The sequence below is a fragment of the Leifsonia sp. SIMBA_070 genome (assembly GCF_046534635.1).
GTDB lineage: Bacteria > Actinomycetota > Actinomycetes > Actinomycetales > Microbacteriaceae > Leifsonia.
The window spans coordinates 2,865,532-2,879,482 of the sequence record NZ_JAWRYK010000001.1; the positions used below are offsets into that span (position 1 = coordinate 2,865,532).

Below are 13,951 nucleotides of genomic sequence, written 5' to 3' on the forward strand. Positions count from 1 at the left end.
CCGCCGTTCTGCGTGTGGAGGACGGTACCGAGCGCCGCCGTTCGTCACCATGGAGGCTGCGCGAACCGCGGCGCTCATGACGGCCGGGTGCGTGCGGCTCGGAGGCCTCGTCGGTCGCGTCAGCGCAGCGTGGAAGCCGCAACCAGAAGTACCGTGCCGAGGGCGACCACCGCCATCGCCCCGAACAGCACGGCCAGGGTGACGAGCCGCGCTCGCCGGCGCGGGACCGCCGCGCGCACCACGCCCATCCCGATCAGCAGGAGCAGTACGACTCCCGCCCCGACGAGCGCGATGTCGGGGTGCATCCCGCTCAGTGGGAGCAGGACCGCAAGGCTGACCAGGGCGAGGAGTCCGCCCAGCAGCAGCCATTCCCGGCCGCTGGAGGTCGTGAGCGCCGGTTGTTCGCGGACGCGGGTCGGGTCGCGGCGCGGCGCCGTGGCGGAACCGTGGTGGGTCATGGCTGCTCCTCGTCGAGGAGGGCGTCGTTCTGGAGGGTGTCGGCCGTTTCGTCGTCCGCCGGGAGGTCGTTCTCGCCGTCGAGCGCACCACCCGCCGGCGCCTGGCCGGCCGCGGTCGGCTGGTCGTGCACGGGAGTGTCGGTCGGTGCCGGAGCGCCCTGCGGCTGCTCCGGAGCGGTGGGGTCGTTGCTCGGGGTCAGTTGCTCGTCGTCGCTCATGCGACCAGCCAGCGCCCGGCCCCTGTTGCGGACAAGGGCTTGACAGCTCGGGAGGCCCGTTGCCGGATCGAGCGGCGCCGGGTCGAGCCGCGCCGATCGAGCAGCGGCGGCGATGAATACCATCCACGTCGTCTGTTGGACTTCGCGGACGGCACGGAGCAGGGTGGAGGAATGGCCTACATCCCCGACCCCGCACGATACGACGACATGCTCTACCGCCGGACCGGGCGCAGCGGACTCGACCTGCCCGCCCTGTCGCTCGGTCTCTGGCACAACTTCGGCGACGACCGGCCGCTCGACGGGCAGCGCGCCATCATCCGCCGCGCCTTCGACCTCGGCGTGACGCACTTCGACCTGGCCAACAATTACGGCCCGCCGTACGGCTCGGCCGAGAAGAACTTCGGCCGCATCCTGCAGGAGGATCTGGCCGCCCACCGCGACGAGCTCGTCATCTCGAGCAAGGCGGGGTGGGACATGTGGCCCGGCCCGTACGGTCAGGGCGGCGGCGGCCGCAAGTACGTGCTCGCCAGCCTGGACCAGTCGCTGAAGCGCCTCGGCGTCGAGTACGTGGACATCTTCTACTCGCACCGGCCCGACCCCTCCACTCCGCTGGAGGAGACCATGCAGGCGCTCGACACGGCGGTGCGCTCGGGTCGGGCGCTGTACGTCGGCATCTCGTCCTACAGCGCCGAGGAGACCCGCCAGGCCGCGGAGATCCTGGCGGACCTGGGGACGCCGCTCCTCATCCACCAGCCGTCGTACTCGATGCTGAACCGGTGGATCGAGACGGAGGGGCTGCTCGACACCGTCGACGAGCTGGGCGTGGGCGTCATCGGCTTCACGCCGCTCGCGCAGGGGATGCTGACGGACAAGTACCTGAACGGAGTTCCGGAGGGCTCCCGGGCGAGCCGGGGCGACTCCTTCGACGCGAGCTGGCTCACGGACGAGGCGGTCGGGCACCTCCGTGCGCTCAACGACATCGCCGCCTCGCGGGGTCAGACCCTCGCACAGCTCGCGCTCGCCTGGGCTCTGCGCGACGACCGGGTCACCTCCCTCGTGATCGGGGCGAGCAGCGTCCGCCAGCTGGAGCAGAACATCGGGGCACTCGGCAACCTGTCCTTCACCGACCAGGAACTGGCCGCAATCGACGAGCACGCCGTCGACGCCGGCGTGGATCTGTGGGCGGGAGCGCGGCGCGGCGAGGTCTGACCGGTCGCCATCCAAATGCGTCGACTGGTGAGTAGATGCGCCAATTCTCGCCGGATTGCGACATCTGCTCACCGCTCGGCGAGCTAGGGGTGCCGGGATGGCGACGCCGGGGGTAGGCGTGGGCTGTGAGTTTCCGTAGTGCTCCCCCACGCGTCCCCCAGGGTTCAGTGGTTGGCTCGGAGGTGTTCCCGTCCGCCGTCTAGAACCGGGTGGTATGACCCTCCTCGTCGAACCGGAAGTCCGGGTCGGAGCGCCGCTGCGTGCGGTCCGCCCATGGACGATCGCGGCCGTTTTCGGGGTCCTCGCCACGGTGCTCTGTGCGGCGGCCAGCTGGATCCCCTCGCTGTGGGGTGACGAGGCGGCGACCCTGCTCTCGGCGAAACGGCCGGTCGGCAGCCTGATCGGGATGCTGTTCCACGTCGACGCGGTGCACGGCCTGTACTACCTCTTCATGCACGGCTGGATCCGAGTCGCCGGCGAGAGCGCCTTCGCCCTCCGGCTGCCGAGCGCGCTGGCGGTGGGCGCGGCCGTCGCGGCAGTGACCCTCATCGCGGGACGCAGGGGAGGCGGCCGGGCTGCCATGGTCGCAGGGATCGTCGCGACCGTCCTGCCCCGGCTGACGTACGCGGGCGAGGAGGCACGGTCCTACGCGTTCACGGCGGCAGCGGCCGCCTGGCTGACGCTGCTGCTGCTCTGGCTGATCGACGGAGGCGGGAGGCGACTGGCGCCTGGCGCGCGGCGGCTCGCCTGGCTGCTGTACGCAGCGGGGATGGCCCTCTCGTCGTACCTCTTCCTCTACTTCGCGACCCTCCTCGTCGCACACGGAGCCGTGCTGCTCGCCAGCCGGGCATCCCGGTCGACGATCCGCCGGTGGACGGTCTGCGCCGCCGGCTGCCTGGTCTCCCTCCTGCCGCTCGCCCTGGTCGCGTACTTCGAGCGCAGCCAGATCGCCTACCTCAGCGGCACACCGGACGACCCGTCGATCTGGTACTACTTCCTCTGGTTCGGGATGCCGTGGGTCGCGATCCCGGCGTGGGCGCTCGTCGCGCTCGCGCTGTGGCCGGCCTGGCGGGCCTGGCGGACGCGGCACACACGCCCGGCCACGGAGGGCCCGCGCGGCGTCTCCACCCGGCTAGTCGCGGCGACCTGGCTGTTCCTCCCGACGGGGCTCATGCTCGCCGTCAATCTCCTCTACCCCATGTACACCGGCCGGTACTCCACCTTCGCCGCACCGGCCGCCGCACTGCTCGTCGCCGAAGGCATCCTGGTCCTGGGCCGGATGCTGGGCGGCGACCCGCGGCGCACGGTCGCGGCGACCGCCGGCGCGACCCTCCTCTTCGTCGCCCTGTGCGCGCCGGTGTATGTGCTGCAGCGCGGCCCCTATGCCAAGAACGACAGTGACTGGGCCGAGGTGAGCGCGGTGATGGGGGCGAACGCCGGGCCGGGGGACGCCGTGGTGTTCGACGAGTCGGCCAGACCGTCGCAGCGTCCGCGCCTGGCGATGCGCACCTATCCGGAGGGCTTCCGCGGTGTACGGGATGTGACCCTCCGGACCCCGTACTACCGCAACGACTGGTGGGGGGACCGCGCCTACTCGGTCACCCAGGCGGCGCAGCGCGGGCGGTTCGACGGCGTCGACCGAGTCTGGCTGATCGAGCTCGACGGCCAGGGAATCCAGGACACGTGGGGCCTCCCCGAGTTGCAGGCGCTCGGGTTCGCGCAGACCGGGCGGACGATCTCCACGCACCGCAGCGTCGTCATCGAGTTGACCCGCTGACCTGCGACCCGTTGACCCGCCCCCTAACGCGCTGACGGCGCGAACCGCGACTGTCAGGCGGCGTCGACGGGCTCGATGAGCTGCGGCCCGTCATCGTCGGTGCGGAACGGGCGCACCTGGTCGAAGCGCAACGTGCTCGCCTCCGCCACCCCGGCGCGCACGGCCTCGTCGACGAGCGCCTGGTCGCCCACGATGGACGGGTCGAGCCAGTGCTGCCACAGCTCCTCCGGCAGGATGACCGGGTTGCGGTCGTGGATGTCCGCCAGCGTCTGGACCGCGTCCGATGTCAGGATGGTGGCCGTCAGCACCCAGCGGTCCGGGTCGTCCTCATCCTTGCTCTTGTCGCGCCACCAGGAGTAGAGGCCGGCGAAGCCCATCAGCCGGCCCTCCGGGTAGCGGATGAAGAAGGGCGTCTTGTGACCCTTCGGCCCCTGCCACTCGTAGTAGCCGCGAGCGAGCACGATCGCGCGGTGCGACTGCACGGGCTTCCGCCAGGTCGCCTTCTCGGTGATCCCCTCGGCTCGCGCGTTGAAGGTCGGGAACTTCGGCTTCAGCGTCTCGGACCACGACGGCACCAGCGACCAGTGCGCGCGCTCGAACCTCAGCTCGCGCGTCTTGGCCGAGTCGATGAGCACGGGGATGTCGTCGGTCGGCGCGATGTTGTAGTCGGCCTCCCAGTCGGCGCGCCACTCTTCGGGGAGCCGGCCCGTGCGCTCCACGAACTCGGTGATCTCGGCGTTGACCTTGTCGTCCATCGCGAACCTGCCGCACATGACGCCAGCATAGGCGCGCCCACCGACACCATAGGAAATGAGGATTATTCACCCCCAAACGCGGGTGTCGCCAACCTGAAAAAACGATGTATTCTCAGTTTTGTGAATTGGTGAGGAACAGTCACTTTACGGTACTGGAACTCCAGACGTTCACACCACCCGAATGCACAACCCGACCCGCAGGTGACCCCACGTGTACCCGATTTCGCCGCGCCGAGCGCTTCCCGCACTCAACCCCATCCCAACGGGGAGCACTCGGCGCGCGCGGACCCACGGAGGTCGCCCCTCGAGCGGAGCCGGCGGCGGTGAAGCCGTTCGAGACCACGGTTTCCCCCCAGCCGCCGTCGGCTCTCCGATGGGACGCGATGCCGGACGCGCAACGGCGGAGGTCGCGGCATGACCGTCGTCCGCCCCCGGCTGCCCGGCATCGTCGCCCCGACGGCGCTCCGCGGACGCAGCTCAGAGCTCACCTGGGCCAAGCTCTACCGCTACCGCCTCCTCGCGACGGACACCGCGATCATCCTCATGACCACCATCGGTGCCGTGTTCGTGCGCTTCGGCTTCGACGACGCCGCCGCGCCGACGTCCGGCTTCCACCTCGACTACCTGTACCTGTCGCTGATCATCGCGGCGACCTGGCTCTTCACGCTGTCCGTCTACCACACCCGGGACCCGCGGGTGATCGGCCTCGGCGTCTCCGAATACCGGCGCGTCGTCTCGGCCACGGCCATCACCTTCGGCCTGCTCGCCATCCTCTTCCTGGTGGCGAAGGTCGACATCGCGCGCGGTTACTTCATCGTCGCACTGCCGGCCGGGATGGCCGGCGTGCTCTTCTCGCGCTGGCTGTGGCGGCACTGGCTGATCCGCCAGCGCAGCTTCGACCACTATCTCTCGCGCGCCCTCGTCGTCGGCCGGTTCGACGACGTCGACTACGTGGTGCGCCAGATCCATCAGAACTCGGGGGCGGCCTACAACGTCGTGGGTGCCGCCCTCGACACCGGAAAGCGCAAGGGACAGAAGAAGGACGCCGAGCTGCGGCGCCGGATCGCTGCGCCCGGGCGCGAGGTACCGATCGTCTCCGACCTGTCGGGGGTTGCGGACGCTGCGGCGCGGCTGGGCGCGGACACGGTTATCGTGGCCGGCCGCGCCCTCAGCTCCGGAGATTTCGTGCGCACGCTCGCCTGGAACCTGGAGGGAACGGCCACCGAGCTGGTCCTCGCCGCTCCGCTGACGGACGTCGCCGGGCCGCGCATCCACTTCCGCCCGGTGGAGGGACTCCCCCTCATCCACGTGGAGATCCCGCAGTTCGAGGGCGGCAAGCACGTGCTCAAGCGCGCCTTCGACTTCTTCGCGTCGGGCCTCGCGCTGCTCCTGCTCTCGCCCCTCTTCATCGCGATCGCGATCGCCATCAAGATCGACGACAACGGGCCCGTCGTCTTCGCGCAGGAGCGCGTCGGCCGCAATGGCGAGCGCTTCCGGATGTACAAGTTCCGTTCCATGGTCGTCGACGCGGAGGCGCGGCTTGCCGCGCTGCAGGCGAAGAACGACGGCCAGGGGCTCCTGTTCAAGATGAAGAACGACCCGCGGGTCACCCGGGTCGGCCACTACCTCCGCAAATTCTCGCTCGATGAGCTTCCGCAGCTCGTCAACGTGTTCCTCGGGGATATGAGCCTGGTGGGCCCGCGCCCGCCGCTCGCCTCCGAGGTCGCCGGCTACGAGAACCACGTTCACCGTCGCCTCTACATCAAGCCGGGACTCACCGGGATGTGGCAGGTGAACGGTCGTTCCGATCTCTCCTGGGAGGAGAGCGTCCGCCTGGACCTCTACTACGTGGAGAACTGGTCGCTCACCGGCGACCTCGTCATCATGTGGCGCACCGTCAAAGTGCTGACACATCCCGTGGGGGCGTACTGATGCCGCGTCCCAAAGGTCACGCGATGCGCGTGGCGATGATCGGCACGCGGGGCGTCCCGGCAGCATACGGCGGCTTCGAGACCGCGGTCGACGAGATTGGCCGCCGCATGGCCGCGGCCGGCGCCGAGGTCACGGTCTACTGCCGGTCCAAGAAGGGAGCGCCGAGGCCCGCGGAGTACGCCGGGATGAAGTTGGTCCACCTGCCCGCCCTGCGGTCCAAGACACTCGAGACCTTAAGCCACACCGGCCTGTCGGTGCTGCACGCCGTCCTCCGTCGCCGGTACGACGCGGCCTTCGTCTTCAATGCCGCCAACTCCCCCTTCCTGCCCGCGCTGCGCATCGCTCGCGTGCCGGTTGCCGTGCACGTTGACGGTCTGGAGTGGAAGCGCGGCAAGTGGGGCCGCGTCGGCCGCAAGTACTACCGCGTTGCCGAGTCGCTCTCGGTGCGCTGGGCGGACGCGCTGATCGCGGACGCGCAGGGGATCGCCAACTACTACGAACGCGAGTTCGGCGTGGAGACGCGCCTGCTGACCTACGGGTCGAAGCGGATCGACGCGGTGGGGAATCCCGGGCTGGACGGGCTCGGCCTCACTCCGGGCGCTTATCACCTGGTGGTCGCGCGGTTCGAGCCGGAGAACCACGTGGACGTCATCGTCGACGGGTACCGGCGCAGCGGCGCCCGCATGCCACTGGTCGTCGTCGGCTCCGCGCCCTACGCGGCCGCGTACTCGCAGCGGATCACGGAACTCGCCGAGTCCGACGACCGCATCCGGTTGCTCGGCGGGGTGTGGGACCAGGATCTCCTCGACCAGCTCTATGCCAACGCGCTCACCTATGTCCACGGCCACTCGGTGGGCGGGACGAATCCGTCGCTACTCCGGGCGATGGGGGCGGCCACCGCGGTGATCGCGTACGACATCGATTTCAATCGGGAGGTCGCTGGCCCGGACGCCCGGTATTTTGCTGATAGCGTTGAGGCGGGGCAGCGGGTGGAAGAGGCGGAGCGCGTCGTCGAAATCACAAAGTCTGCTGGGAGCAGGCTGCAAGCCAGAGCCCTTGAGCGGTACAATTGGGGTCGTGTAGCAGCTGGGTACACAGAACTGGCTGTTCACCTCATTTCGGGGCACAGTTCCGCAGGAGCGCAGGGTAGACGACGTGGTTCAGAAGCCATTCGTGAGGGAAATTCTCGGCCCGTTGAGGCGTGAGACTCTCCGCATGTAACAGTTCGACAACGGCGTTGCAGTAGTGAATACTTCCTACAGCGCCGCTCTCGGACCCCCATTCCGCCACATCCGGCTGCCATCCCTACCCGAAGCGGCGGGAAATTGAACCCGCTTATGACGAGCAAATCCCGCGATTTCGACAAGAACCACGGTCGGCACGTCGCCACCACTGAAAACCCCCGACACAACAAAAAAATCCGCGTACGGAACGTGGCCTTGGCCACCGCCCTCACCGCTGCGCTCGCCGTCCCCGTCGGCGTCGGCGTCGTCGGAGCCTCCGCGGCAACGGCACCCCTGGTGTCCGACTCGTTCACGCGAACGGTCGGCAGCGGCTTCGGCTCCGCATCCACCGGCGGCGCATATACGGCGACGAACCCCTCCGCGACCTCGGTCGCTTCCGGGGCCGGTGTCTTCAACCTGAAGCCGGGCATCAGCGCCAGCTCTGTGCTCCGCTCGGTGTCGGCCACCGACGTGACCGCGTCCGCAAAGTTCACCGTGCCCACTCTGCCCACGAAGGGTTCCGGTGTCTACGCCTCACTGCAGGCACGCATCTCCGGAAACCACCGCTACGATGCAACGATCCGATTCACCGCCTCGAAGACGGCGACGCTCCAGGTGCGCCGCATCGACGGTTCGGCCTCGACCCAGATCGTCGCCGAGCGGACGGTCGCCTCCGGCATCACGGCGGGCACGGCCTACACGCTCGACTTCAGCGTCACCGGCTCCTCGCCGGTCGCCCTGAAGGCACGTGTCAGCCCGGCGGGAACCACTGCAGGCACCTGGCAGGCCTCCGGCAGGGACTCTAGCGTCAAGCGGCTGCTCTCCGGCTCGCTGGCGGTCTGGGGCTACCTGTCGCGGTCCTCAACTGCGGCGCAGCTCAAAGTCGACGACCTCGTTGCGACCGCGGGCGGGAGCCTCGTCTCGCCGACGGCTCCTGTCACTACTGCGCCGGCGAAGCCGACCACCTCGCCGACGGCCACTCCGACGACGACGCCGACCACTCCGACGACGACGCCGCCGACCGCGGCGCCGGCGCCGACCACGCCCGGGACGTCGACCCCCGCACAGACGACGTCCAACGGTGTCTCCGCCAGCGGCGCACGCCACAGCGTCGGCTCCGCGCCCATCGGCTCGACCAGCTACGCGGTGCCGTCCGGTGCAGTCTTCGCTGCCGCGGGCGCGGCCGCGGGCGGCAACGGAACGCAGGCGAAGCCGTACTCGACCGCTCAGGCCGCGGTCACCGCGGCACCGAGCGGCGCCACCGTCGTGCTGCGTGGCGGCACATACCACGAGACGCTCGCGGTGCCCTTCAACAAGAAGCTGACGATTCAGTCCTACCCGGGCGAGGCCGTCTGGTTCGACGGCAGCCAGGCCTGGGGCAGCTGGAGCGCGTCGGGCTCGACCTGGGTCTCCGGCGGCTACGGCTATGCCTTCAACAACAGCCCGTCGTACTCCGGTAACCTGAGCGACGCCTCCCGCTACCTCGATCCGAATTACCCGATGGCGGCAACTCCGGATCAGATGTTCATCGACGGCGTCTCGCAGCGTCAGGTCTCCTCACGGAGCGCCGTGACCGCCGGAACGTTCTACGTCGACAAGGGCGCCCAGCAACTGGTTCTCGGCAGCAACCCCAACGGGCACTCCGTGCGGGTGAGCACGCTGCAGGAGGCGATGAGGATCCAGGGCGCGGGCACGACCGTTCGCGGCATCGGCGTTGAGCGCTACGCCACCTCTGCGATGCAGATGGGCGCGGTCACCGCGCAGGTCCCCGGGATCACTCTGGAGAACATGGCGATCATCGACAACGCGACCATCGGCCTCTTCGCGTGGAGCACCAACGCCACGCTGAGCCACCTGACGATCGCTAGGAACGGGATGCTTGGCTTCGGCGGCAACTCGGCCTACGGGCTGAAGGCCACCGGACTGCTCGTCGCCGACAACAACAACGAGCACTTCAAGAAGGAGCCTCTCTCCGGCGGATTCAAGATCACGCGCAGCCGGGGAATCTCGATCACCGACAGCGCGTTCCTCCGGAACGCGACCACGGGCCTCTGGCTGGACGAGTCGGTGTACGACGCTGCTGTGACGGGCAACGACTTCGTCTCGAACGGAGGCGACGGCGTGGAGGCGGAGATCTCCGCTCACGTGACCATCGCCAACAACGTCGCGCGCGACAACGCAGGCAACGGCATCCGGCTGTTCGACACCTCGGACAGCTCCATCTGGAACAACACGTCCGTCCGCAACAACCGCAATATTGCCCTGATGCAGGACGCGCGTCGGGAGACGGACCTGTCGGTACCCGGCCACGACCCGAAGCGTCCGCAGCCGGATCCCACGTTCTCGTGGATCCTGCAGAATGTGACGGTCTCGAACAACGTCCTCGCCGACGCGACGGGCCTGGCCCAGCTGACCGTCGAGGACCAGGCCCACAAGCTGGACGGCGCTGCGATGCACCTGACGATCAACGGCAACCTCTACCAGCGCACGACTGCGGGCAAGCCGTCCATCGACATCATCTGGATGCAGACCACCAGCGCCACGAAGGGCTACGCCACCGCTGCGGCGTTCTCGGCGGCGACGGGTCAGGACGCTAGCTCGAAATCGGTCACCGGCACCGGTACCCTCGGCTCCGATCTGACGCTGACGAGCTCCGCGCAGGCGCAGCTCGCCTCGACGCCTAGGGCGCTGCCCGCCTCGGTCGCGAGCCTGATCGGCAAGCCTGCCGGTACGCTCCCACTCGGCTCCTGGTGATCGCCTGAGCGGACCCACCGAGAAGGCCCCTCCCCGCTTCGGCGGGGAGGGGCCTTCGTCGTTCGCGGATCACGCCGGCACGAGGCCCCCTTCCAGCAGCATACGGGAGAGCGTTTCCGAGACGGCGGCGACCGAGTGGACCACGTCGGAGTGCGACTTTGGACCCATGCCATGGCCGTCGCTGATATCGAGCGAGTTCCGGCGCTTCCCGCTCCCGCCGAAGCGACGACCGCGACCGCTGGCGGGCATGACGATCGAGGCACGCATGGTGTTGAGCCGGTCCACGGCATCGGCGAAGGTCGCCGGCTCCGTGCGGAATTCACCATGCCGCGCTGCGCCTTGCAGTAGGAACGCCGCCTCGCGCAGCGTGAACGTGCGTGAGCGTGCGGCAGAGGAGAGCTGCGCGACGGCGGCGCGCTGTGAGATGTCAGCGGTAAAGATGAGGTCGGCCGTCTCGACGAGCCCGACATCGAGCATGCCGGCCCGCGATCGCTCCGCAAGGTGAGTGGGGACGCGGCGGCCGGCGAGCACGCGCGAGGCGGCCGAGCAGACATCCTCGTCGTTCGCGGCGACGATCCCGGCGCTCAGCACAGTTAGGCTCCCCGGGTACGCGGACCGCAGGCCCACGGTGAGGATGGCCGCCGCAAGCGGCGATCGGCAGACGTTCGCCGTGCAGACAACGAGGATGACAGGCATCTCATTTGCTCCCTATACTGAAGATCACTCATGATTGTATGCGACGATCCGCCCGCAGCCCATCCCGCGCTCGGGGGCCACCGGAATCCGCCACGACGAAGGAAACGACATGGTCACCGGACGGCAACCCTCCGTGCTCGTCGCACACCCGGGGGCGGAGCTGTACGGGTCCGACCGAGTCATGCTCTCGACCGTCAGTGCGCTCGTGGGTGCCGGTTATCGGGTGACGGTCGCCGTTCCCAGCGACGGTCCGCTGCTGGCGGAGATCCGCAAGCGCGGAGCCGCCGCCGAGATCATCGCCGCTCCGGTACTCCGCAAGCGGCTGCTCTCCCCCACCGGGCTCTTATCCCTCGTGGCCCAGATGCCGGCCGCACTGGCACGAGCCGTCGCCGCGATACGGCGAATGGATATCGACACCGTGTACGTGAGCACTCTGACCATCCCCTCGTGGCTGCTGGCGGCCCGGCTCGCCGGCCGCACCGTGATCTGCCACGTGCACGAGGCTGAGCGCAGCCCGAGGCCGCTCGTCAAGCGGGCGCTGGCGACCCCATTGCTGCTCACCGACGCCATCGCAGCAAATAGCGCTTTCTGCGCCAGCGTGCTCGCCGAGCCATACCCGACCCTCGCCCGCAGGACCACCGTCGTCCTCAACGCGGTCGCTGGGCCGCCGACGGCCACCCCGCCGAGGGAGGGCCTGGGCAGCCGCGTCCGCCTCGTCTACGTCGGTCGGCTCTCCGAACGCAAAGGGGTCGATCTGGCCGTGGACGCAGCCGAAATCCTATGGGCACGGGGCCGTGCGGTCACGCTCGACCTCGTCGGAGGAGTGTTCGACGGTTACGAGCCTTTCCGCTCTGCACTCGAAGAGAAGGTCGAGCGGTCCGACCTCGGCGACGCGGTACGCTTTCTGGGCTTCCGGCCGAGCGTCTGGGAGGAGTTGGCGTCCGCCGACATCGCGCTGGTCCCGTCTCGCGCTGACGAGAGCTTCGGCAACGCCGTCGTGGAAGCCGTGCTCGCCGAGCGCCCCGTCATCGTCTCCGACAGTTCAGGACTCCGCGAGGCCGCCGCTGGCTACGACACGACAGTGCTGGTGCCATTGGGCGACGCCGCGGCCATCGCGGACGCAGTGGAGCGGATCGCCGACGATTGGGCATCATACAGAGCCGCTGCCGCCGCTGCGAGGGCCGAGGCGGAGCGACGGCACGCGCGAGAGCGTTATGACGCCGCAATTCTCGCGGTGATCGAGACGGCTGACCAACAGCGTCCCCACGACGGGGGACAAATCTGAGCTTTACTCAGCGTTGGTCCTGGGCCTACCGTTAAGGCACCCGACCGAGAGGACCACCGACCGTGGACCTACACCAGTACCTCAGCGCCATTCGCAAGCGCTGGATCACCATCGTCGCCCTCATTCTCGCCGGGGGCGCGCTGGGATTCGTGGTGGCGTCCCAGACGACCCCGATCTACCGCTCGACCTCGAGCGTCTTCATCTCCACCAACCAAGGCGACAGCACGACGGAGCTGCTGCAGGGCGGCACCTTCGCGCAGAACGTCGTGCAGTCGTACACCGCCCTCGTTCCCACGGCGAGCGTGCTGCAACCCGCCATGGAGGACCTCAGCTACTCAGGCTCGCTGTCGAGCTTCGCCTCGAAGATCACCGCCGAGTCGCCGGTGAACACCGTGATCATCGACATCTCGGCTCAGGACCCGGACCCGCAGCAGGCTCAGCGGATCACCTCGGCGGTCACCGGGTCGCTCGGGAAGGCAATCGCCGGAATCGCGCCGAAGGACAAGGACGGCAAGGCGTCTGTGACGTCGTCCGTCATCGCGGCCGCCACGCTGCCGAGCACGCCCATCTCGCCGAACCGCACACTCGACATCCTCATCGGCATTGCCATCGGCATGGTGGCCGGCCTCACCTACGCGATCTTGCGCGAGCTGCTGGACACGCGCATCCGCACCGGGGAGGACGTACAGCGCGTCGCCGAAATCCCGATCCTCGGGCGCATCCCGCGCGGACGGCGCCGCGCCGACCCGCTCGCGGTGCTCGCCGCGCCGGGTTCCGCCGAAGCCGAAGCGTACCGCGGGCTCGTCTCGAACCTCGAGTTCGCCGACCTCGACAAGCCGATGCGTGTGGTCGTCGTGACCTCGCCGTCCGTCGACGACGGCAAGAGCACCGTCGCGATCAACCTCGCGCTCGCCATGGCCGAGCGCGAGCAGCGGGTGCTGCTCGTCGACGCCGACCTGCGCCGACCCTCCATCGCCGGCTACTGCCAGATCGAAGGCTCGGTCGGGCTCACGACGGTGCTGGTCGGCCGGTCCACCCTCGAGGACGCCGTCCAGGAGTGGGGCGTGCCCCACCTCGACGTGCTAGCGGCGGGCGCGATGCCGCCGAACCCCAACCAGTTGCTCAGCTCGGCGGCCTTCGCGGACCTCGTCACAACGATGCGTGAATACTACGACTTCGTCGTGTTCGACTCGGTGCCACTGTTGGCCGTCACCGACACCCTCCCGCTCGCGCGGCTCACCGACGGCACTTTGGTGACCGTCCGCCACAACGGCACGACCCGCCACGACCTGCGGCTCGCGGTGGAGTCGTTGCAGGGCGTCAACGCGCCCATCCAGGGCGCTGTGCTGAACTTCGTGCCGCCCGCCGCGCGCAATCCGTACCACGGCTACGTCGCGTCGGCCGTCCCCGCCCGTCGAACGCTGCCGCCCTTCCGCCGCGTGGCGACGACGCCCGTTCCCAAGGCCCCGCAGCCCACGACGGAGGAGGCCTTCGTCGGCGAGCCCGACGGCGCCCGTGACCGTGCCTCGTCGGGGTCCATCACCTCGCTGTTCGACCCTAAGCGCGACGAGGTCCGACAGGACGCGGTCGGCTCCGGGCGCGAGTGACGATGGCCGCGCGGCGACTGAGGCACCGATCGGTACG

11 protein-coding genes are annotated in these 13,951 nt (G+C 69.1%); 7 read left to right on the forward strand and 4 right to left on the reverse strand.

Annotated elements, in window-relative coordinates; genetic code table 11:
* Nucleotides 1–119: 119 nt before the first annotated feature.
* Both SB754_RS13570 and SB754_RS13575 read right to left on the reverse strand, forming a co-directional pair.
* On the reverse strand, nucleotides 120–458 hold the full coding sequence (locus SB754_RS13570; RefSeq protein ID WP_410782831.1) for a hypothetical protein: 339 nt from the start codon (nucleotides 456–458) through the stop codon (nucleotides 120–122).
* The gene (locus SB754_RS13575; protein WP_410782832.1) at nucleotides 455–676 is read right to left on the reverse strand and encodes a hypothetical protein; all 222 of its coding nucleotides are present in this window, start codon (nucleotides 674–676) and stop codon (nucleotides 455–457) included. Before SB754_RS13575 ends, SB754_RS13570 begins: the two co-directional genes overlap by 4 nt.
* Nucleotides 677–847: 171 nt before the next feature.
* Between SB754_RS13575 and mgrA the strand changes: the two genes are divergently transcribed.
* Both mgrA and SB754_RS13585 read left to right on the forward strand, forming a co-directional pair.
* Complete coding sequence (gene mgrA / locus SB754_RS13580) at nucleotides 848–1,885, forward strand: L-glyceraldehyde 3-phosphate reductase (RefSeq protein WP_410782833.1); 1,038 nt, start codon at nucleotides 848–850, stop codon at nucleotides 1,883–1,885.
* 214 nt (nucleotides 1,886–2,099) lie between these two features.
* Nucleotides 2,100–3,662 (forward strand): hypothetical protein, encoded by a 1,563-nt coding sequence (locus tag SB754_RS13585; protein WP_410782834.1) that lies wholly within the window; start codon nucleotides 2,100–2,102, stop codon nucleotides 3,660–3,662.
* 53 nt (nucleotides 3,663–3,715) lie between these two features.
* Here SB754_RS13585 and SB754_RS13590 read toward each other — a convergent pair whose 3' ends face one another.
* Entirely contained in the window at nucleotides 3,716–4,435 is a 720-nt protein-coding gene (locus tag SB754_RS13590; RefSeq protein WP_410782835.1) for an SOS response-associated peptidase, read from the reverse strand.
* 396 nt (nucleotides 4,436–4,831) lie between these two features.
* Between SB754_RS13590 and SB754_RS13595 the strand changes: the two genes are divergently transcribed.
* From SB754_RS13595 to SB754_RS13605, 3 genes are all read left to right on the forward strand, one after another.
* Entirely contained in the window at nucleotides 4,832–6,349 is a 1,518-nt protein-coding gene (locus SB754_RS13595; RefSeq protein WP_410782836.1) for a sugar transferase, read from the forward strand.
* Between the two features lie 23 nt (nucleotides 6,350–6,372).
* Nucleotides 6,373–7,554: a DUF1972 domain-containing protein gene (locus tag SB754_RS13600; RefSeq protein ID WP_410782837.1), complete on the forward strand. Its 1,182-nt coding sequence runs from the start codon at nucleotides 6,373–6,375 to the stop codon at nucleotides 7,552–7,554.
* A gap of 228 nt (nucleotides 7,555–7,782) precedes the next feature.
* Nucleotides 7,783–10,326 (forward strand): right-handed parallel beta-helix repeat-containing protein, encoded by a 2,544-nt coding sequence (locus SB754_RS13605; protein WP_410782838.1) that lies wholly within the window; start codon nucleotides 7,783–7,785, stop codon nucleotides 10,324–10,326.
* A 69-nt stretch (nucleotides 10,327–10,395) separates the two neighbouring features.
* Here the strand turns inward: SB754_RS13605 and SB754_RS13610 are convergent, their stop codons facing one another.
* Nucleotides 10,396–11,022 (reverse strand): hypothetical protein, encoded by a 627-nt coding sequence (locus tag SB754_RS13610; RefSeq protein ID WP_410782839.1) that lies wholly within the window; start codon nucleotides 11,020–11,022, stop codon nucleotides 10,396–10,398.
* A gap of 109 nt (nucleotides 11,023–11,131) precedes the next feature.
* Between SB754_RS13610 and SB754_RS13615 the strand changes: the two genes are divergently transcribed.
* Together SB754_RS13615 and SB754_RS13620 are read left to right on the forward strand one after the other, a co-directional pair.
* Nucleotides 11,132–12,307 carry a glycosyltransferase family 4 protein gene (locus tag SB754_RS13615; RefSeq protein ID WP_410782840.1) on the forward strand — a complete coding sequence of 392 codons (1,176 nt, stop codon included), beginning with the start codon at nucleotides 11,132–11,134 and terminating at the stop codon, nucleotides 12,305–12,307.
* Nucleotides 12,308–12,369: 62 nt separating this feature from the next.
* Nucleotides 12,370–13,914: a polysaccharide biosynthesis tyrosine autokinase gene (locus SB754_RS13620; RefSeq protein ID WP_410782841.1), complete on the forward strand. Its 1,545-nt coding sequence runs from the start codon at nucleotides 12,370–12,372 to the stop codon at nucleotides 13,912–13,914.
* Nucleotides 13,915–13,951: the final 37 nt, after the last annotated feature.

Excerpts from the sequence above, each read along its gene's own strand:
- SB754_RS13610 (WP_410782839.1), bottom strand. The coding sequence starts at position 11,022 with ATGCCTGTCATCCTCGTTGTCTGCACGGCGAACGTCTGCCGATCGCCG.
- SB754_RS13595 (WP_410782836.1), top strand. The coding sequence starts at position 4,832 with ATGACCGTCGTCCGCCCCCGGCTGCCCGGCATCGTCGCCCCGACGGCG.
- SB754_RS13615 (WP_410782840.1), top strand. The coding sequence starts at position 11,132 with ATGGTCACCGGACGGCAACCCTCCGTGCTCGTCGCACACCCGGGGGCG.
- SB754_RS13600 (WP_410782837.1), top strand. The coding sequence starts at position 6,373 with ATGCGCGTGGCGATGATCGGCACGCGGGGCGTCCCGGCAGCATACGGC.
- mgrA (WP_410782833.1), top strand. The coding sequence starts at position 848 with ATGGCCTACATCCCCGACCCCGCACGATACGACGACATGCTCTACCGC.
- SB754_RS13590 (WP_410782835.1), bottom strand. The coding sequence starts at position 4,435 with ATGTGCGGCAGGTTCGCGATGGACGACAAGGTCAACGCCGAGATCACC.
- SB754_RS13575 (WP_410782832.1), bottom strand. The coding sequence starts at position 676 with ATGAGCGACGACGAGCAACTGACCCCGAGCAACGACCCCACCGCTCCG.
- SB754_RS13585 (WP_410782834.1), top strand. The coding sequence starts at position 2,100 with ATGACCCTCCTCGTCGAACCGGAAGTCCGGGTCGGAGCGCCGCTGCGT.
- SB754_RS13570 (WP_410782831.1), bottom strand. The coding sequence starts at position 458 with ATGACCCACCACGGTTCCGCCACGGCGCCGCGCCGCGACCCGACCCGC.